At 57.6% G+C, this 18,034-nt stretch carries 19 protein-coding genes; 10 read left to right on the forward strand and 9 right to left on the reverse strand.

Annotated features, from left to right (window positions below; genetic code table 11):
• Nucleotides 1-2 precede the first annotated feature (2 nt).
• From U2949_RS04415 to U2949_RS04425, 3 genes are all read right to left on the reverse strand, one after another.
• The gene (locus tag U2949_RS04415; protein WP_321286362.1) at nucleotides 3-1,547 is read right to left on the reverse strand and encodes an MFS transporter; all 1,545 of its coding nucleotides are present in this window, start codon (nucleotides 1,545-1,547) and stop codon (nucleotides 3-5) included.
• Between the two features lie 165 nt (nucleotides 1,548-1,712).
• Nucleotides 1,713-2,222 (reverse strand): peroxiredoxin, encoded by a 510-nt coding sequence (locus U2949_RS04420; RefSeq protein WP_009463866.1) that lies wholly within the window; start codon nucleotides 2,220-2,222, stop codon nucleotides 1,713-1,715.
• A gap of 183 nt (nucleotides 2,223-2,405) precedes the next feature.
• The gene (locus tag U2949_RS04425) at nucleotides 2,406-2,696 is read right to left on the reverse strand and encodes a DUF1330 domain-containing protein (protein WP_026485097.1); all 291 of its coding nucleotides are present in this window, start codon (nucleotides 2,694-2,696) and stop codon (nucleotides 2,406-2,408) included.
• 72 nt (nucleotides 2,697-2,768) lie between these two features.
• Here U2949_RS04425 and U2949_RS04430 point away from each other — a divergent pair, with 72 nt between their 5' ends.
• The gene (locus tag U2949_RS04430) at nucleotides 2,769-3,245 is read left to right on the forward strand and encodes a MarR family winged helix-turn-helix transcriptional regulator (RefSeq protein WP_321286364.1); all 477 of its coding nucleotides are present in this window, start codon (nucleotides 2,769-2,771) and stop codon (nucleotides 3,243-3,245) included.
• 164 nt (nucleotides 3,246-3,409) lie between these two features.
• Here U2949_RS04430 and U2949_RS04435 read toward each other — a convergent pair whose 3' ends face one another.
• From U2949_RS04435 to U2949_RS04445, 3 genes are all read right to left on the reverse strand, one after another.
• Complete coding sequence (locus tag U2949_RS04435; protein ID WP_022983420.1) at nucleotides 3,410-4,735, reverse strand: TRAP transporter large permease; 1,326 nt, start codon at nucleotides 4,733-4,735, stop codon at nucleotides 3,410-3,412.
• Nucleotides 4,732-5,367, reverse strand: a complete 636-nt coding sequence (locus U2949_RS04440; RefSeq protein ID WP_026485095.1) for a TRAP transporter small permease — start codon at nucleotides 5,365-5,367, stop codon at nucleotides 4,732-4,734. Before U2949_RS04440 ends, U2949_RS04435 begins: the two co-directional genes overlap by 4 nt.
• 119 nt (nucleotides 5,368-5,486) lie before the next feature.
• On the reverse strand, nucleotides 5,487-6,470 hold the full coding sequence (locus tag U2949_RS04445; protein WP_026485094.1) for a TRAP transporter substrate-binding protein: 984 nt from the start codon (nucleotides 6,468-6,470) through the stop codon (nucleotides 5,487-5,489).
• A gap of 115 nt (nucleotides 6,471-6,585) precedes the next feature.
• Here U2949_RS04445 and U2949_RS04450 point away from each other — a divergent pair, with 115 nt between their 5' ends.
• The 7 genes from U2949_RS04450 (at nucleotide 6,586) to U2949_RS04480 (ending at nucleotide 12,480) form a co-directional block, all read left to right on the forward strand.
• Complete coding sequence (locus tag U2949_RS04450; protein ID WP_257723832.1) at nucleotides 6,586-8,556, forward strand: PAS domain S-box protein; 1,971 nt, start codon at nucleotides 6,586-6,588, stop codon at nucleotides 8,554-8,556.
• Nucleotides 8,549-9,187, forward strand: coding sequence for a response regulator transcription factor (locus U2949_RS04455; RefSeq protein ID WP_257723833.1), 639 nt, complete (start codon nucleotides 8,549-8,551; stop codon nucleotides 9,185-9,187). The genes U2949_RS04450 and U2949_RS04455 overlap by 8 nt, the downstream gene beginning before the upstream one ends.
• Nucleotides 9,188-9,266: 79 nt before the next feature.
• A complete protein-coding gene (moaC, locus tag U2949_RS04460) occupies nucleotides 9,267-9,770 on the forward strand; it encodes a cyclic pyranopterin monophosphate synthase MoaC (protein ID WP_257723834.1) in 504 nt (167 codons plus the stop codon).
• Nucleotides 9,771-9,930: 160 nt separating this feature from the next.
• Nucleotides 9,931-10,170: a molybdopterin converting factor subunit 1 gene (moaD, locus tag U2949_RS04465; RefSeq protein WP_026485092.1), complete on the forward strand. Its 240-nt coding sequence runs from the start codon at nucleotides 9,931-9,933 to the stop codon at nucleotides 10,168-10,170.
• Between the two features lies 1 nt (nucleotide 10,171).
• Nucleotides 10,172-10,651 (forward strand): molybdenum cofactor biosynthesis protein MoaE, encoded by a 480-nt coding sequence (locus U2949_RS04470; RefSeq protein ID WP_042483149.1) that lies wholly within the window; start codon nucleotides 10,172-10,174, stop codon nucleotides 10,649-10,651.
• Complete coding sequence (locus U2949_RS04475) at nucleotides 10,644-11,174, forward strand: molybdenum cofactor synthesis domain-containing protein (protein ID WP_035271203.1); 531 nt, start codon at nucleotides 10,644-10,646, stop codon at nucleotides 11,172-11,174. Before U2949_RS04470 ends, U2949_RS04475 begins: the two co-directional genes overlap by 8 nt.
• 100 nt (nucleotides 11,175-11,274) lie before the next feature.
• On the forward strand, nucleotides 11,275-12,480 hold the full coding sequence (locus U2949_RS04480; RefSeq protein ID WP_026485089.1) for a molybdopterin molybdotransferase MoeA: 1,206 nt from the start codon (nucleotides 11,275-11,277) through the stop codon (nucleotides 12,478-12,480).
• 252 nt (nucleotides 12,481-12,732) lie between these two features.
• Here the strand turns inward: U2949_RS04480 and mobA are convergent, their stop codons facing one another.
• From mobA to U2949_RS04495, 3 genes are all read right to left on the reverse strand, one after another.
• Nucleotides 12,733-13,332: a molybdenum cofactor guanylyltransferase MobA gene (gene mobA, locus U2949_RS04485; protein ID WP_026485088.1), complete on the reverse strand. Its 600-nt coding sequence runs from the start codon at nucleotides 13,330-13,332 to the stop codon at nucleotides 12,733-12,735.
• A complete protein-coding gene (gene moaA, locus U2949_RS04490; RefSeq protein WP_257723835.1) occupies nucleotides 13,329-14,432 on the reverse strand; it encodes a GTP 3',8-cyclase MoaA in 1,104 nt (367 codons plus the stop codon). Before moaA ends, mobA begins: the two co-directional genes overlap by 4 nt.
• Nucleotides 14,433-14,642: 210 nt before the next feature.
• Nucleotides 14,643-15,749, reverse strand: coding sequence for a substrate-binding domain-containing protein (locus U2949_RS04495; protein WP_026485086.1), 1,107 nt, complete (start codon nucleotides 15,747-15,749; stop codon nucleotides 14,643-14,645).
• A 201-nt stretch (nucleotides 15,750-15,950) separates the two neighbouring features.
• On the opposite strand from U2949_RS04495, the gene U2949_RS04500 reads away from it, so the two are divergent.
• Both U2949_RS04500 and U2949_RS04505 read left to right on the forward strand, forming a co-directional pair.
• Nucleotides 15,951-16,457 carry a formate dehydrogenase subunit gamma gene (locus U2949_RS04500; RefSeq protein ID WP_026485085.1) on the forward strand — a complete coding sequence of 169 codons (507 nt, stop codon included), beginning with the start codon at nucleotides 15,951-15,953 and terminating at the stop codon, nucleotides 16,455-16,457.
• Nucleotides 16,454-18,022, forward strand: a complete 1,569-nt coding sequence (locus U2949_RS04505) for a formate dehydrogenase beta subunit (protein WP_239055134.1) — start codon at nucleotides 16,454-16,456, stop codon at nucleotides 18,020-18,022. The genes U2949_RS04500 and U2949_RS04505 overlap by 4 nt, the downstream gene beginning before the upstream one ends.
• Nucleotides 18,023-18,034: the final 12 nt, after the last annotated feature.

Here is an 18,034-nt window from a genome sequence, read left to right on the forward strand (position 1 = left end):
GCCTAAGGGGCTGGATCTGAGGGTTTACGTGCTTTCCCTACGTCTTCCTCAGCGCCCGAGCTTTCCACATCTGCGGCGCTCCCAAAAGCATCCAAGCCTTCAGAATTCACAGAGCTTCCCGAGCTTCCCGAGCTTCCCGAGCTTCCCGAGCTTCCAACAACAGGATCAGCCCGTTTGTCGTCCTCGGCAAGTGTCGCCTCTGCAGCCTCATCTTCCGCCTTGCGCTCCGCAGCCGTGCTTTCCGTCGTTGCGGGCACCCGCTCTTCAACTGGCGGCAGATCTTCGAAAACCGGGTCATGCGACACGTCAGAGCTGATATCCACCCGTGGGTCCAGTGCCACCGCCGCGGCCGAGCTTTGCAAGCTGTCTGGCATAGGCACAAAGGTAGTAGGCGCATCCTGGCTCAAGTGATCGCCCAGTACCTTTTGCGGGCGGACCAGCAGAACCAAAGCCAAGCCACAGGCTGCCACGAAGATGTAGTACAGATTGCTGCCAATATAAGACATCAGGCCGCCGGCAAGCAGCGGCCCCAGACAGGCCCCCAAGCCATACACCATATACAAAATGGCGCTCAAGCCAACTCGCCGCTCCGGATCCACGTTGTCATTGGCGAAAGCCGCGCCCAAGGGGTACAGCGTAAATTGCAGAATCCCGAACAAAGCCGAAAAAATCAGCAGAAACCAGAACGGGGCCTCAAACCAGCCCCACAAAGGGATGGCCAAGGCCAGCAAACAGATCGCGTTAATGCGGATCAGTTTGACGCGATTCATGCGGTCCGCCAGCCAACCCACCGGCCATTGGGCCAGCACACCAGCGGCCACAGACACGGCGACAAACAAGGCAGCCTGCTCATTGCTTAAATGGACGCGCACCGCATACACGGGTGCCAGACCATAAAAGGCCCCGGTCAACATACCAGCGACCAGCAGCACCATCATGGACAAGGGCACGCGGTCCAGGTAATAGCGTGCATTAATGGGCGCGGGCACTTGCAAGGGTGGGTGGCTGCGACGGGTAATCGCCACCGGCACCAGACTGAAGGCCGAACAGATCGCCACAAACACCAGCGGCTCGTAATTCAGATGCGGGAACAGGGTCAAAGACAACTGCCCCAGCACGGTGCCCAGGCTGGAAAACACCATGTAAAAGGCAAAAATGGTGCCACGTTGACTATTGTCGCTTTGCTCGTTCAGCCAGCTTTCAATCCCCATGAACTGCACCACCATGGCCGCGCCCGCCAAAAAGCGCAGCAGCAGCCAGACGTACATGGAATCAACCAGAATCTGAACCAGCACACAGATGGTGACAATGGCAGCACTGGCGGCGTACGCCCGAATATGGCCCACGCCCATGATCAGGCGGTGACCCATACGAGCACCAAATACCAGGCCCAGGTAATACACCGCAATCAGCCCGCCAATCCATACCTCTGACACCGAGATGGCCGTCAGGCGCACCCCCATGAAGGTATTGAACAGGCCCGAGCTGAGCAAGAGCATCAGGGTCGCAAAGTACAGGGACGAAAACGCACCCACCGATGACAGCATCCAGACATCCTAAAAAAACCGCAGCACCGCCCCCCCAGCTCTCGCTACCATCCAGATTCCGGCCTGGGTTTTGACAGGAGCACGGTAAAAAAAGCGCCAGCTTGCAGCCAGCGCCTTGTAATCCTTCTATCCCTCGCCACGCCGGACTGGCGGGGGATCAGATACTTACGACTTTACCTGTTTCAACAGGGTATCTGCATCCGATGTATGCAGGCCGCCGTCGTTATCAATGTTCAATTGTTTGACAACACCGTCTTCCAGCAAGGCAGAGAAACGCTTGGAGCGCACACCCAGGCCTTTGGACGTCAGGTCAAATTCCAGACCCAATGCTTTGGTCCAGACAGCACTGCCGTCGGCCAGCAAACGCACTTTGCCATTGACGTTCAGGGACTTGCCCCAAGCGCCCATCACGAAAGGATCGTTCACTGCCACGCACCAGATCTCGTCTACGCCGGCAGCCTTGAACTCGTCTGCCTTGGCAATAAAGCCAGGCAAGTGCTGCTCGGAGCAGGTGGGGGTGAAAGCGCCAGGAACGGCGAACACGGCAATTTTCTTGCCTTTAACCAGATCAGCCACCTGAAAGTTGTTGGGGCCCATAGGGCAGCTTTCTGTGGCGGTTTCAATGTACTCGCTAAGGGTCGCGTCTGGAACGCGCGCACCGACTGAAATGGACATAAGGTCTCCGTATGAATAAATACCGCCAGTATGGCGGCCCGAACTACCTATGATACTAATAGACTGGCCTGTCTTAGCAAATAACACTTATCAGTACGTTTCAACCTAGGCAGCATCACTAAAAGCCCCATAGCTTTGCGCATCCGGTGCTCTCATAGAACAAAGGCCCAACAAGCCAGCGCTTCAAGTCGCTTCAACAATAAACATCGTTGCATACTGTGCCTCTCGGCGCTCAGCCTTAATCGGTGCATACTGTTCCGAGTTGTAAAAAGCTAGCGCTTTAGCCAACGTTGGAAACTCCAACACCCCAGCGATAGGTAGAGGAGTACTATCGCCCTCAAGCACCTGTACAACAGGGCCGAAATGCAAAATCTTACCCCCTGCTTCTTGAATAGCTTTTTGAAAAAGGGGCGCAAGCAAAGCCTGCTTAGCCGGATCAATAATACGTAAATTGATATGCACGTAAGCGGGCATGATGAAGCTCCATCCATACTTAAATAGTGCATATACATTATTATTTTTATACTGAATTGTCGAGATAAGAATGTGAATAAATTTGATCCAAAAAATTTCAAAGATGTCGCGGCAGAGTGTCCGGGCTTTCAAGCTCGCGTAACAGCACGTGCTATCACACGTTATTACAACGCCTGCTTCAAACCACTTGGGCTAACAGCTGAACAATTCAGCCTGTTGGTTGGCGTGGGCACTAACCCAGGAACGACACTGATTGACCTGGCACTTAGCTCGGGAGTCGATGCCACCACGCTTAGCCGCAATATTCAGAACCTGGAGCTGCGGGAATTGGTTCGCGCCGAAGGTGGACGTGGCCGCTCGGGCAAGCGGCTCAATCTGAGCCCTGCAGGGCAAGACCTGTTAATGAAAGCCTTTCCCGTATGGAAATCAGCCAAAACGGAGTTGTCTCATCAAATGGGTAGCGAGCAGCTTGTAACAACAACCCAGATTATGGCAGAGCTGGCCAAGGCAGCCGCCTTGGCACAAGACTCCAACATCTCCCAAGCATAATTGCGTCCTGGACTCCACTTGCTCCCTCGAATAACTAGTCCACAAAAAAGGCCGGGCTTTTTGCCCGGCCTTCAAGGTGATTCACGTCTTGCTCAGATTGCATCAAGCCGTACTGCCACATCATGGGCCCACCTTGCCCTGCTCGCGGATAGCGATCAGGACTACTACAGCCATCCCATCATGCGGGGCAGCCAAAGCGTAATTTCAGGTACGAAGGTAATCATCAACAGGAAGGCCAAACCAGTCAGCAACCAAGGCAATGTGGACTTGGTAACTTCGGTCAGGCCCAACTTCGATATGCTGGACGCCACATACAGGTTCAAGCCCACTGGTGGTGTCGCCAGCCCAATCTCCATGTTCACCACCAGCATGATGCCAAAGTGAACCGGGTCCATGCCCAGCTTCATGGCGACAGGGAACAGGATGGGAGCCATGATCAGGATCAGTCCAGAGGGCTCCATCACCATACCGATCACCAGCAACAGGACGTTCACGAACAGCAGGAAGGCGATCAGGCCCATGCCTTGCGACACAATCCATTCCGCAATGGCCTGTGGAATCTGCTCGGACGTCAGAATGAAGGCGAACATGACCGCGTTGGTGATGATGTACAGCAGCATGGCACTCATGGCTGCCGATTCCAGCACGATACGTTTGACCTCGCGCAGCTTCACATCCTTGTAGACCCAGACCGCAATCACAAAGGCGTAAACCGCACTGATAGCTGCTGCTTCGGTAGGCGTGAACACACCGGAGTAAATCCCGCCCATCACGATAACGATCAACATCAGACCCCAGATGGAGTCCATGAAGGCGCGCCAGCGTTCTTTGTAGGAAGCACGCGGCATACGGGGGTAGCCCAGTTTCCAGGCGCGGAACATGGTCGTGGCACCCAGGAGAAACGCCAGGATCAAACCCGGAACCACACCGGCAATAAACAGCTGACCAATAGAAGCCGTACCAACTTTGACCCCATCCGGACCCTCAACCATCATGCCGCTGGTTGCCACGGCATACATCACCATCACAATCGAGGGTGGCAGCAAGATGCCCAGACCGCCGGAAGTCGCCACAATGCCAGTCCCGAATTGCACGGGGTAACCTTGTTTGACCATGGCCGGAATCATGATGGAACCAATGGCCGCCACGGTAGCAGGCGAGGAGCCACTGATCGATGCAAATAGCGCGCAAGCCAGTACAGCAGCCAAACCCATACCGCCGGGCAAGTGGCCGACCATGGAAGCGGCAAAGCGAATCATGCGTTGTGCGACCCCGCCATGCGTCAGGAAGCTACCGGCCAGGATGAAGAACGGAATCGCCATGATCTCGAACTTCTCGATCCCGGTGAACAGCTTGAGCGCAATACTGTCCATGGGAACTTCGGTCATGGTGAACAGGAAACCCATCACCGTCAGACCCAGGGCAATCGATACCGGCATACCTGTCAGCAACAGGATAGCCAGCAAGGCAAAAATAATCAGGGCGGTCATGCGCGCGCTCCTTCGGATTCAGACACACCGCGCTCTGTTTCAGCGATCAGATCCGCCGCAGGCTCGTGATGAGGCAAATGGCCCGTCTGGATAAAATTCATCAAGGCTTGCAGGAAACGGAAGCACATCAGCAGGGAGCCCGCGGGCACCGCCAGATACACAATCCACACCGGCACTTCCAGGTCAGCCGTCACCTGGGCAGTCTGGGCAATACCATAGACAAAGCGGCCACCAATCCAGGCAACAATGGCTGTGAACAATGCACCGGCGAACAGGGAAATCACCACCAGCAGATGACGCCAGCGTGGGCCCACGGCGTTCACCAGCACGTCCACACCCACGTGGATACCAACACGAACGCCGTAAGCGGCGCCGAATTTGGCCATCCAGACAAACAGGTAAATGCACAGTTCCTGTGCCCAGAGCAAGTTGACGCCGGCCACGCTTCGGTAGGTAGAACGGGCCATGGCCGTAATGGATTCATAACCCTGAGCCCGCGACCAGGACACCAGATCAGCCAGCAGGCTGACCGAGTAGCGCTGGCAGACCGCTACAAAAATAATCACTACGGCCGCCACCATCAGAAATGAGATGAACATTTCTTCAAAGCGGTCCAGAAATCGTAAAAACATGGGTAGCTCCAGACTACAGTCTGCCCGCCCGGGGGCCGGGCAGACACAAGCATGTAGCGGGAAGAAAAGAAGAACAGGTCTGAATCAGACCTGTACAAGACAATCAGATGAAGCAGGCTTTATTCGGTAGCCTTGTAGAAGGCGTCGATCACGTCCTGGCCGATACGCGAAGCCATTTCCTTGTGCACGGGACGCAGCTGCTTGACCCATTCCTGACGCTCGGCATCGCTCAGTTGATAGAACTGGGTCTTGCCGGACTCTTCCATGGCCTTCATGGAATCGTTGTTCTCTTGCTCAGCAATGTCGTTGGCGTAAACCGTGGCTTCTTCCATGGCTTTTTCCATGCCTTGGCGAATATCGTCAGGCAGACCTTCCCAGAACTTCTTGTTCACGATCACGGCATAACCCAGGTAACCATGATTGGACACGGTGGCGTGCTTTTGCACTTCGTGCATTTTCTGGGTGTACATGTTCGATGGCGGGTTCTCGGTGCCGTCGACCACACCCGTTTGCAGAGCCTGGTACACCTCGGAGAAGGCCATCACCTGAGGCACAGCGTCCAGTGCCTTGAACTGGGCTTCCAGAACCTTGGAGGACTGGATGCGCATCTTCAGACCCAGGAAATCATCCACGCTTTTCAGGGGCGTGTTGGCGCTCATGACCTTGAAGCCGTTATCCCAGTAGGACAGACCCTTGATGCCCTTGGGCTCCAGCTTGTCCAGCAGCATGCGGCCTACAGGACCTTCGGTCACCTTACGCAGGTCCTCACGGTTCTGAAAAATGAAAGGCAGGTCGAACACTTCAAATTCGCGTACGCCCAGAGGGCCAAACTTGGCCAACGACGGAGCCAGCATGTGCACGGCGCCCAGTTGCAGGGCTTCCAGCTCTTCCTTGTCCTTGTACAGTTGCGAGTTCGGGTAGACCTCGACAACCACCTTGCCCTCGGTGTACTTTTCGGCCAGTTCCTTAAAGCGCACGGCGCCCTTGCCCTTGGGTGTATCTGGCGATACAACGTGGCTGAACTTGATGATCATGGGGTTAGCCAGAACAGGCGCGGACAAGAATACGGACGCCAGCAAGCTGGCCACAAGGGTCTTTTTCATGTTTGCCTCCGGTCGGTTAAGAGCCGACACGTTTTATTGATTGATGTGCTTGAAAGCGTGTAGCTTAAAAAAGCGGTCCCGAATTATCTATTGTGGAAATCCGAAACCATTTGTCATGATGCGTCTTGCCCGTCCGTCCGGATTCATACGCCAAGCGGCCTCGCGCACTCTGGCGGCCTACCCGATCAGCACCTATGTGCCTATTTTGGCCATCCTGATTATTGTGCTGCTGATGGGCGTGTTTGCCTGGGCGGTCAATAAGGAGCGAGATGAGGAGCAGTCCAACGAGCTGATACGCAATGCCTTGTGGGTGGAGCAATCCCTGTCCTTTCAGCTGCGCTCGCACGAGAACAATTTAAGCCGCATTGCCAGTGAAATTGAAGTCCAGTCCCAGCCCGTCACAACCCAGACCGCGCTGACGCAATTACAGCACTTCAAGACCATCCACCCGGATCTGCTGAAAGTGGCCGTGCAGGATCGATTTGGCACCACCTTGCTGGTGCGCCCGCCCGGTGCTGATACCCGGATTGCAGCCCACGTCAGCACGCCGCGCACGTCCACCTGGCTACCGGCCTACTACTCCAATGAACACCAGGAAAGCGTGCTGGATCTGGTGGTTCCGATCTACGAAGACAACGATATTGTCGGCACCTTGCGCGCCACCTTTTCGCTGGCCACCATCCTGATGGAGAACGTGCCCTGGTGGATTGCCGAGCAATATCACGTCTCCCTGATCGACCAAAGCGACCAGACGCTGGCCACACGCTCCAAAGGCGAGCCGGGCGAAAGCCAGTTGCGTTACGCCATGTCGGTAGACCCGCCCTTGCACGGTGTGCGTTTGCTGATGACGCCTTACCCGCAAAAGAACATCCCCACCTTCACCTTGCTACTGGCCGTGATTGCCGGTCTGGCCTTGCTGGCTGTAGTGAACCTGGCCATGCAACATCACTACGCCCGCAAGCGCCGTGAAGCCGAGCTGGCCTTGATGCAGGAACAAGCCTTTCGCAGCGCAATCGAAAACTCCATGGTGACTGGCATGCGCGCCCGCGATCTGGACGGCAAGGTGCTGTATGTGAACCCCGCATTTTGTGAACTGGTGGGCCGCAGCAGCGAAGAGATTATTGGTCTGGCTCCACCCATGCCTTGGTGGGTGCCGGAGATGATGGATGAAACACTGGAGCGCCGGGATCGCCTGAAATCTTCCCGCTCGGTGCAAGTTTTTGACACCCTGTTCCAGCGCCCGGATGGCTCACGTGTCGATGTGCAGGTCTTTGAGTCCCCGCTGATCGACGCGCAAAAACGGCACGTGGGCTGGATCAGCTCCATCATCGATATCAGCTCGCGCAAGCAGGCCGAAGCCCTGGCCAGCTCCCAATCCGAACAGCTACACCACACGGCCAAGCTCATTACCATGGGTGAAATGGCTTCCACACTGGCCCACGAACTGAACCAGCCGCTCTCGGCCATTGCCAGCTATGCGGCTGGCTCCCTGAACCTGCTGGGAAATGAACCGCTGGACCCGAAACAGCTGCGTCGCGGTCTGGAAAGCCTGGCGGAACAAACCCGCCGGGCTGGGCAAATCATCCACCGCATTCACGACTTTGTGCGCAAGCGCGATCCACAGCTTAGCCCTCTGAATTTACCCGATGCCTTGCAAGGCGCTTTGGCCATGGCCAAGGCAGGTCTGCACCATCACCAGATTCAGTTGATTGTGCCCTCCCACCCTGAAAACCTGCCCGTAATGGGCGACAAGGTGCTGCTGGAACAACTGATTTTCAACCTGCTGCGCAATGCCGCCGAAGCCATGTCCGGCCTGGAGCCGGAACGCCGGGTACTGGAGGTGACCATGCAGGCCAGCAATGGTGTCGTGCTGGTGATGGTGGCCGACCAGGGCCCCGGCGTGGCAGCAACGATCATGGCAGAAGTGTTCCAGGCCTTTACCACCACCAAAGCCCAAGGTCTGGGCATTGGCTTGAACATTTGCCGCTCCATCGTGGAGTTGCACCATGGCAAACTCTGGTTTGAAAACGGGGTTTCTCACGGTGCTACCTTCCTGTTTTCCCTACCCTTGATCGAACATGACTAAGCGCGCCCCTTTGGTCCACATCGTGGACGACGACCCGGCCATCCGCGATGCCCTGTCCTGGCTGTTCTCCACCCGGCAGGTCAATACCGAACTCTGGGAAAGCGGCGAGGCTTTTCTGAATGCCCTGAGCCCCGAAACGCAGGGCTGCATCCTGCTCGACATACGTATGGATGGTCTGTCCGGCCTGGAAGTGTTCGAGCAATTGCGCGAGCGCCAATCCCGTCTGCCCGTTATTTTCCTGACCGGCCACGGCGACCTGCCCCTGGCCGTGACCGCGCTGAAACAAGGCGCGGCGGATTTCATCGAAAAGCCCTTTAACGATAACGATCTGGTAGACCGGGTACTGGACGTGCTGCGCACCTACGAGGCCAGTCAGGAAGAACGGGACAACGAACAGGCACTGGAAGAGCGGCTGGACACCCTGTCGCAGCGCGAGCGCGAAGTGCTGGCCCTGGCCCTGGAGGGACGGCTGAACAAGCAGATTGCCCAGGACCTGAGCATCACCATGCGCACTGTGGAAGTGCACCGCGCTCGAGCACTGGAAAAAATGCAGGCTCGCACCCTGATCGAACTGGCCCGACTGCTGGACCCGGCCCGATTGCGGGAAGACCGCAACCCGCCGGGGCCTTAGCCAGAGCCACCGCGCCGGGTGTATATAATGCAACCATAAACAATTAGAACCGCGCACTAGGCCCGGTCCCGGAGCGATCATGAGCACCACTACCGAAAACACAGATTTGCACCTTTCCCATCTGGATGAGGATGGAAAAGTTCAGATGGTCGATGTCAGCCACAAATCCGCCACCTTCCGCTCGGCCACGGCCCGCGCCGTGGTGCGTTTGAGTCCCGCTGCTTACCAATTGCTGTCGGCTCAGCACAATGCCAAGGGCGAAGTGCTGAACACCGCACGCGTGGCCGGTGTGCTGGCCGCCAAGCGCTGTGCCGAGCTGATTCCCATGTGCCACAGCCTGCCCCTGGATTTCGTCGGCATTGATTTTGAAAGCGACGCCGCAGCAGGCACCATTGCCGTGCTGGCCACCTGCCGCACCCGCTACACCACCGGCGTCGAGATGGAAGCCATGACGGCCTGCTCCATTGCCGCCCTGACCATTTACGATATGTGCAAAGCGGCCGATAAAGGCATTGTGATCGAACAGACCCGTTTGCTGGAGAAAACCGGCGGCAAAAGCGGGACCTGGACTGCCCAGCTCTAAGCCCTTTCACGGAGATAGCATGACAAGCCCTTTGACCACGCGCCTAAGCGCAAGCCTTGCCGTTGACGGCGAGGCCAAGCGAGGCACAAGCCATACGGCGCCACAGGCGCCCCCATATAGAGGCGGAGACGCTCCGGCCCTCAGGCCGGAGTGCTCCACATTGCGCGTCCTGTACTTCGCCCAAGTGGCCGAACGCACAGGCCAGCGCCAGGAAAACTGGGAATGGCCCCAGGAAGGCACCGTCCAGCAATGGACCGAGGCCCTGCTGCAACGCCATCCGAATTTAAGCGATATGGCCGGCCGCCTGCATGTGGCCGTCAACCAGTTTCACGCCAAGCCTACCGACCCTGTCCGCCCCGGCGATGAAGTGGCTGTGTTCGAGCCCGTCACCGGAGGTTGAGATGATTCGCATCCAGACTGAAGATTTTGATGTTGCCGCCCTGAATGCCGAGCTGCGCGCCACGGCTGGCGGCAAGGCTGGTGCCATGGTGACGTTTACCGGCTATGTGCGCGATCAGGCCGATGGCACCGCCACCGAATCCCTGTTCCTGGAACACTACCCCGGCATGTGCGAGCGCGAGATTGAAGCGGTTTGCGACCAGGCCCGTCAACGCTGGCCCATACTGGATACGCTGGTTGTGCACCGCGTGGGCGAACTGCACCTGACCGAACAAATTGTTTATGTTGGCGTCACCAGCGCCCACCGTGGCGACGCTTTTCGCGCCTGCGAATTCATCATGGACGTGCTGAAAACCCGCGCCCCTTTCTGGAAGCGCGAAACCCTGGCTGACGGCAAGCGTTTCTGGGTACAGCAGCGCGACAGCGACGCCCAGAAAACGGACTCCTGGAATACCTCTGCGGACACCGACAAGCATGTCTAAAGCCAAGACCGATTTACCCGCTGTTCGCCTGAACGCTGCTGTACTGACCATTTCGGACCGCCGTGGCCCGGATGATGACACCTCCGGCGATTATCTGGCGGCCAGCCTGACTGACAGCGGCCATTACTGCGTGCAGCGCGCCATCAGCAAGGACAATATTTACGCCATTCGCGCCCTGCTCAGCCAATGGATTCTGGACCCGGAAATCCACGTCATCATCTGCAATGGCGGTACGGGTTTCAGTCATAAAAAATCCACGATTGCAGCGGTTACGCCTTTGCTGGATCAGGTCATTACCGGCTTTGGCGAGCAGTTCCGCTACTTGTCCTATCAGGATATTGGTTCCTCTGCCCTGCAATCCGATGCTCTGGCGGGAACGGCCAACCGAACCTTGCTGTTCTGCATTCCCGGCTCGGGCGGTGCGTGCAAGCTGGCTTGGGAAAAAATCTTGAAAGAGCAGTTGGACAGCCACCATCGCCCTTGCAATTTTGCCTCTGAATATCTGGAGCCCGCCAAGCCCTGATACCTGCAAAGGTATGACAGCAACAGCTCCCGAACGACCTCCTTTCCACCGTGCTCTGACGCCCCGAGCCACGAATTGTTTTATCGAATTTATCCATCCTATGATCGAATTTGACGTAGCACAGCAAAGGCTGGCCCAGGCAGGGCAAGTTCCCACCCAAACCGAGACCTGCGACCTGTCGCAAGCCTTGGGACGCATTCTGGCCCAGGATATTCAAGCTCAGCTGGACATGCCGCCCGCCGACAATAGCGCCATGGATGGCTATGCCCTGCGCCTGGCGGATATTGCCGACGGCAAGGTCCTGCCCATTCAGCAGCGCTGCTATGCCGGCGATATTCCTGAAACGCTGAAAGAGAACATGGCGATTCGCATCTTTACCGGCAGCATGCTGCCACCCGGTGCGGACACGGTGGTGATTCAGGAAAACTGCCAGGAGGACGAACAAGGTGTGCGCATTCTGGAAATGCCCGTGTCTGGCGTGAACATCCGCCGCCGGGGCGAGGACATGCGCATTGGTGAAGTGCTGATCACAACAGGCACCAAACTGACCGCAGCCCATATTGCTCAGCTGGCTGCGCAAGGCCATGCTCAGCTACAGGTGTACCCGCTGCTGACCGTCGGCATTCTGACCACAGGCGACGAGCTGACTCCTGCTGGCCAGCCTTTGAAAGCCGGCCAGATCTACAACTCCAACGCCCCCATGCTGCGTGCGCAGCTGCAGGCGCTGGGTGTTGAAACTGTGCATGCAGTGCATGCCAAAGACACGTTGGAAGCCATTCAGGACGCCCTGAAAGAACTGCTGCAACGCTGCGACCTGGTACTGACCGTAGGTGGTGTCTCGGTCGGGGAAAAAGACTTTGTGAAGCCTGCCATCGAAGGCATAGGCGGCCAGCTGGATCTGTGGAAAGTGCGCATGAAGCCGGGCAAACCGCTGGCGCTGGCCTACATTGCCGACAAGCCTCTGGTCTGCCTGCCCGGCAATCCGGTGTCCTCTTACGCCGTGTTTTCCTTGATGGTTTCCCCACTGATTCGCCGTCTGCAAGGTCGCCAGCAGGTGCTGCCCACCACGCGCTACGGGATACTGCAAGGCGAGCGCCACTTTGAGGGCGACCGCGAAGAGTTCATTCGTGTGCAAGTGGACAACGACGAGCAAGGCCGCCTGTTGGTGCGCCCCTTCGCCAACCAGGGCTCGGGCGTGATCAGCTCCCTGCCTTGGGCACAGGCGCTGGCTCGCATCCCTGCGGACTCCCATGTCGCCCCCGGAGATGTAGTGCGCCTATACGAATACAGCCAGTGGCAGGCATAAGCTCGGACGCTTATTCACGCTTTGGTCTTGCCATACAAAAACCGCCCTGATCAGGGCGGTTTTTTGTGTTGTTTGTTTTGGTTTGGTTTGGTTTGGTTTGGTTTGGTTTGGAGCTATTTAAAGATACTTCACGTAAAGACAGCCTACTGCTCAGGAGGCGCGCATAACGGAACGCTCTCGCACGAACAGCCAACCCCGCCTCTGCTTTCCTCTGCTCATCAATACTTGCGCAGCAAAAACACTGCAACAGGCTTACCAGCTTTGTGCCTGATCCAGATCCTGCGGCGTGTTGATATTGAAAAAAGCATGTTCAGGCGCATCGCGGAAATCCACTTCCACCGCGCCTATGCTCTCCAGCCAGCTCATGACGCGACGCTCGCCGCTAAGCAGATAGTCTTTCAGGCCCGCAGCCTGATCGGTGCGCAGCAGCAGGCATAAAGGGTGGCTACGCTCTGCCTGTGCGTAGGCAGCCACGGCGCCCTGCTCCTCAACGGCCTTGATCAAGCGCTTGCCCAGATCCACTGGCACAAAGGGCAAATCCACCGGGCAGGACAAGGCCCACGGCGTACTGATCTGATCCAGCACACTGGCCAAACCGGCCAGCGGACCCAGATAGCCCTCCAGCTCCAAGGCATCAGGGACCACACGGCCCCAATGGACATACTGCTCGGGATTGCGATTGGCACTGATCAAGATCGGCCCCACCTGCGAACGCAGGCGACGCACCAGATGCTGCACCAGAGGCTGGCCCTGCAAGAGCAGCAAGCCTTTATCGATCTGGCCCGACAAATCAAAACGGCGGGCTCGTCCGCCCGCCAGCACAATACCGCTGATGTCCTGTGTGCTTATCATCCGCCGATATAACTCATTTCGATACGGTCACGACTCGTGGTTTGCTCACCCCGAATCTCGGAATATCGGTCCTGCCGTCCCGTCCAGACGCCGTGCATATAGGCGGCTAACTGTTCGTCGGAAGCACCCGAGCGCAATTGCGCTCGCACATCATAACCTTGAGAAGCAAACAGGCACAGAAACAGGCGTCCTTCGGGCGACAGACGCATGCGGGAACAGTCCCCACAGAAAGGCTGGGTGACGCTGGTGATCACGCCCACTTCACCCGTACCATCCTTGAAGCGCCAGCGGCTGGCGACTTCGCCACGGTATTGGGCGGCCACTGGCTCCAGCTCGAAACGGGACTGGATACGTTCCACAATCTCCGCACCACTGAGCACTTCTTGCAGATTCCAGCCATTGCTGGTGCCCACGTCCATATATTCAATAAAACGCAGAATCTGGCCCGAGCCTTTGAAGTGCTCCACCATGGGCAAGATCTGATCATCGTTCAGCCCTTTACGCACCACCATATTGACCTTCATCGGGCTCAACCCCACGGCCTGTGCCTTGGCAATGCCATCCAGTACGGTGGAGACGGACACGCCGCTATCACTCAATTGAGTAAAGCGGGCATCGTCCAAGGCGTCCAAGCTAACGGTGACACGATTCAGCCCCGCGTCTTTCAAAGCCTGGGCCTTGCGACCCAGCAAGGTGCCATTGGTGGTCAAAGTCAGCTCCACCGCATCACCTTCCGGTGTACGCAGCCTGGCCAACATGGCAATCAGCACTTCAATATTTCGACGCAATAGCGGTTCGCCACCCGTCAGGCGCAGCTTGCGCACGCCCAGAGCAACGGCCTGCCGTGCCACACGCTCGATCTCTTCAAAGCTGAGCAGGGAAGAATGAGGCAGGAACTCGTAGTCCGTGCCAAACACTTCCCGCGGCATACAGTAGGTACAACGGAAATTGCACTTGTCGGTCAGGGAAATGCGCAGGTCACGAAATGGGCGCTGGCGTTTGTCCAAGGGTTGCCCTGACACAGAGGCAATCCGCACGGTCGGGCGGCGTGCAGGCTCTGCACCACCCGCTTGCGCCCCCGGCTCGATGCCGGACGGCATAACCCCCGCTCCAGCAGGCTGCGTGTCACTCGGCTCCAAGGGCCGGGCCTCGGAACCTGGGGGAGCTGCTTCTTGATATGGCCTGTACTGAACCTGGTCTACAGACATCGGTTCACGTTTTGGCCCATGCTCATCGCTCATGGTGTTCTCTTTTTCAAGGACAGGGTTCGTCCCCGTCTCATGGTGTGTGTTTTCGTCATGCAATGGGGTCTAACGCCAGAGCATGTCGGCAGCCTGCCCGAATGCCTGTTCCAGCGTCATGATCTGTCCCAAACCCCGTGGGTCGTAACCCACCAGATCTTCCATGAATTGACTATACGCGGAACCGCCAATCACGTTCATCAGTTCCTGCATAGGAGCCTTATCCAGCGCTTCTTGCTCGACCGCAATGAAATAACGCTCCTGGGCCAGGGGAATGAACTCCAGCCCGCATCGGCTGGCCGCTGTTTCCACACCCAGGCCGGTATCGGCCATGCCACTGGCAACGTGAGCCGCCACCGCCATATGTGTCAATTCTGTTGTTTCAAAGCCCAGCACCGCATTCGTGTTTACCCCTAACTGCCCCAGCAGCAAGGTCGCCAGAAAGCGGGTACTGGACCCCATCTGACGGTTCACAAAGCGCACATCGGGCCGCAACAAGTCGGCCATGCCGGTGATGTTCTTGGGATTGCCCTTCTCCACAAACAAGCCGGTCCGGCGAGTAGAAAGGAAAATCAGCCTGTGACGCGCCGGAGACAGCCACTGCCCATAACGGCGCATGGCAGCCACCTCGAACTCGCCGACTGGAACCTGGAAACCGGCCAGATCACAATCTCCGCGCTCCAGCGAAGCCAGCGCTTCAATGGCTGTGCGGTAGCGCAGCTCCAGCGGCAGACCATCGTGCTCATTGGCAAAGCGCATCAGGCCTTCAATCGCAAATCCGTGACTGGCCTGAAAGCGCAAACGGTCCAGAGGCTGCGCATACAAGCGGCCCAGCTCCTCTTCCAGCTCGGAAGCCATGCTCTCCAGGGTTGGCGTCAGACGCGCATCCAGTCGCCGATTCGCCCACAGCAAACGCTGGGCGAACTCGGTCAGCTTGGTACCTTTGCGCCGGGAGGTTTCCAGCAAGGCCGCATCAAACTGTTTTTCGGCATTACGCAACAAGCCCCAGGCATGTCTGTAGGAAAACTGGCATTCCTTGCTGGCTCCCGCCAAGTGCCCCAGTCGCTCGATGGCACCCAACAAACGCAACACATCCCCCATGGGGAGGTCCACGCCGTCTGCATTTTCCAGAATCCATTCAGAGCGCAGCCGGGCTTTGAATTTCTGTTTGGTCATGTGTTTTTGAAGACCAGTGTGTTTTCGTATTTATGTTCTGTGCTGCATGTACCAAACATTATATATGCGAAATATTGCTTATTGAAGTTATGGACTTAAGTGGTTAGATTACAAGGGAAAACACTGTCAAATAATATGCACCGCTGTGCATAAAAAATATGGAGGCGCAGGCACCCTATTCGGGCACCGCGCACACAGGACATGCAAACAACCCCTCATCACCAGGAGCAGGACCTGACCGGCCTGACTCCTGAAGAGGTCGCCTTGCAGGCCGTGCAGGAGCACGCCGGCCAAAAAGGTAACCTGTTGCCTATTTTGCACACGATTCAGGACCGGATTGCCTGTATTCCCGAGTCCGTGGTGCCGGTACTGGCTGAACAGCTGGCGCTGTCCCGGGCGGAAATTCATGGCGTTATCTCTTTTTACGCCCACTTCCGCACCCAGCCCCACGCGACTCATACTCTGGAAATCTGTCGGGCTGAAGCCTGTCAGGCGCGGGGCGGACTGGAGCTGACGGCTCATGCCCGTCGCCGCCTGAACTGCGACTTCCATGAAAACAGCGACGATGGCCAGTACACGCTGGAGCCCGTCTACTGTCTGGGCCTGTGCGCCCAATCCCCCGCTGTCATGCTGGACGGCGTTCCCCATGCCCGCGTCACTCCCGAAAAACTGGACGCCCTGCTAAGCAGCCAGGAGGCCCAGTCATGAGCACCATTACCGTTTACGTTCCGCGCGACACCGCAGCGGTCGCCATGGGCGCGCATGAAATTGCCCAGCAACTGGCTGCCCAAGCCCAGGAGCGCGGCCTGGACGTACAGATCGTGCGCAATGGCTCGCGCGGTTTGCTATGGCTGGAGCCCATGGTGGAAGTGCAAACGGCAGAAGGCCGTGTGGCTTACGGCCCTGTCCAGACTGAAGATTTGCCCGGTCTGTTCGACGCTGGTTTTCTGCAAGGCGGTGCACATAAGTTGTGCCACGGTCTGACAGATGCCATCCCCTACCTGAAGAATCAGGAACGCCTGACTTTTGCCCGTGTAGGGATTATTGATCCAGTCAGCGTAGCCGATTACCAATCCTGTGGTGGCTTCGAAGGTTTGCGCAAGGCGCTGAGCATGGAACCGGCCGCCATTGTGAAAGAAGTGACCGACTCCGGCCTGCGTGGTCGTGGCGGTGCGGCTTTCCCGACCGGCATCAAATGGAACACAGTACTCAACACTCCGGCACAGCAGAAATACATTGTCTGTAATGCCGACGAAGGCGACTCGGGCACCTTCTCTGACCGCATGCTGATGGAAGGCGATCCGCTGTGCCTGGTTGAAGGCATGGCGATTGCCGGTCTGGCTGTAGGTGCGACCTATGGCTACATCTACGTGCGTTCCGAATACCCGCTGGCCGTGCAAGCGTTGAACGAAGCCATTGTGGCGGCGCGCGCAGCAGGCTGGCTGGGCAAGAACATTCAAGGCAGCGGCTGCGAGTTCGATCTGGAAGTGCGCAAGGCAGCCGGCGCCTACATCTGCGGTGAAGAAACCGCTCTGCTCGACAGTCTGGAAGGCAAGCGCGGCATGGTGCGCGTGAAACCGCCTCTGCCCGCCATCAAAGGCCTGTTTGGTCAGCCTACGGTCATCAATAACGTGGTGTCGCTAGCTTCCGTGCCGGTGATTCTGGCCAAGGGCGGTGCCTACTACCAGAACTACGGCATGGGCCGCTCGCGTGGCACGCTGGCCTTCCAGTTGACCGGCAATCTGCAAAACGGTGGCCTGGTGGAAAAAGCCTTTGGCGTCACCCTGCGCGAATTGCTGTACGACTACGGTGGTGGCAGTGCCAGCGGTCGTCCCTTGCGTGCGGTGCAAGTGGGTGGCCCCTTGGGCGCCTATCTGCCCGAGCACCAGTGGGATGTCCCGCTGGACTACGAAGCCTACATGAAGATCAATGCCATGGTCGGTCACGGTGGTCTGGTGGCCTTTGACGACACAGTAGACATGGCCCACATGGCGCAATACGCCATGGAGTTCTGTGCCATCGAATCCTGTGGCAAATGTACCCCCTGTCGCATCGGCTCTACGCGTGGCGTGGAGACCATCCAGAAGATCCGTCGCCGCGAAGACATGGACAACCATGTCGAGCTGCTGCGCGACCTGTGCGACACCATGTTCTCCGGGTCCTTATGCGCCTTGGGCGGCATGACCCCTTATCCCGTCCTGTCCGCGCTGGAACACTTCCCCCAGGATTTTGGACTGGCCCCGCAAACCGAGCAGGACCTGGCCAAGGTCTAAGACGGAGATCAC

The organism is Alcaligenes phenolicus (assembly GCF_032063905.1).
GTDB lineage: Bacteria > Pseudomonadota > Gammaproteobacteria > Burkholderiales > Burkholderiaceae_B > Alcaligenes > Alcaligenes phenolicus.

Bases quoted from the DNA above. Each gene is read 5' to 3' on its own strand.
- mobA (WP_026485088.1), bottom strand. From the start codon at position 13,332: ATGATAAGCACACAGGACATCAGCGGTATTGTGCTGGCGGGCGGACGA.
- U2949_RS04420 (WP_009463866.1), bottom strand. From the start codon at position 2,222: ATGTCCATTTCAGTCGGTGCGCGCGTTCCAGACGCGACCCTTAGCGAG.
- U2949_RS04470 (WP_042483149.1), top strand. From the start codon at position 10,172: ATGATTCGCATCCAGACTGAAGATTTTGATGTTGCCGCCCTGAATGCC.
- U2949_RS04445 (WP_026485094.1), bottom strand. From the start codon at position 6,470: ATGAAAAAGACCCTTGTGGCCAGCTTGCTGGCGTCCGTATTCTTGTCC.
- moaA (WP_257723835.1), bottom strand. From the start codon at position 14,432: ATGCCGTCCGGCATCGAGCCGGGGGCGCAAGCGGGTGGTGCAGAGCCT.
- U2949_RS04415 (WP_321286362.1), bottom strand. From the start codon at position 1,547: ATGCTGTCATCGGTGGGTGCGTTTTCGTCCCTGTACTTTGCGACCCTG.
- U2949_RS04505 (WP_239055134.1), top strand. From the start codon at position 16,454: ATGAGCACCATTACCGTTTACGTTCCGCGCGACACCGCAGCGGTCGCC.
- U2949_RS04435 (WP_022983420.1), bottom strand. From the start codon at position 4,735: ATGACCGCCCTGATTATTTTTGCCTTGCTGGCTATCCTGTTGCTGACA.
- moaC (WP_257723834.1), top strand. From the start codon at position 9,267: ATGAGCACCACTACCGAAAACACAGATTTGCACCTTTCCCATCTGGAT.
- U2949_RS04450 (WP_257723832.1), top strand. From the start codon at position 6,586: ATGATGCGTCTTGCCCGTCCGTCCGGATTCATACGCCAAGCGGCCTCG.
- U2949_RS04425 (WP_026485097.1), bottom strand. From the start codon at position 2,696: ATGCCCGCTTACGTGCATATCAATTTACGTATTATTGATCCGGCTAAG.
- U2949_RS04480 (WP_026485089.1), top strand. From the start codon at position 11,275: ATGATCGAATTTGACGTAGCACAGCAAAGGCTGGCCCAGGCAGGGCAA.
- U2949_RS04495 (WP_026485086.1), bottom strand. From the start codon at position 15,749: ATGACCAAACAGAAATTCAAAGCCCGGCTGCGCTCTGAATGGATTCTG.
- U2949_RS04500 (WP_026485085.1), top strand. From the start codon at position 15,951: ATGCAAACAACCCCTCATCACCAGGAGCAGGACCTGACCGGCCTGACT.
- U2949_RS04455 (WP_257723833.1), top strand. From the start codon at position 8,549: ATGACTAAGCGCGCCCCTTTGGTCCACATCGTGGACGACGACCCGGCC.
- U2949_RS04475 (WP_035271203.1), top strand. From the start codon at position 10,644: ATGTCTAAAGCCAAGACCGATTTACCCGCTGTTCGCCTGAACGCTGCT.
- U2949_RS04440 (WP_026485095.1), bottom strand. From the start codon at position 5,367: ATGTTTTTACGATTTCTGGACCGCTTTGAAGAAATGTTCATCTCATTT.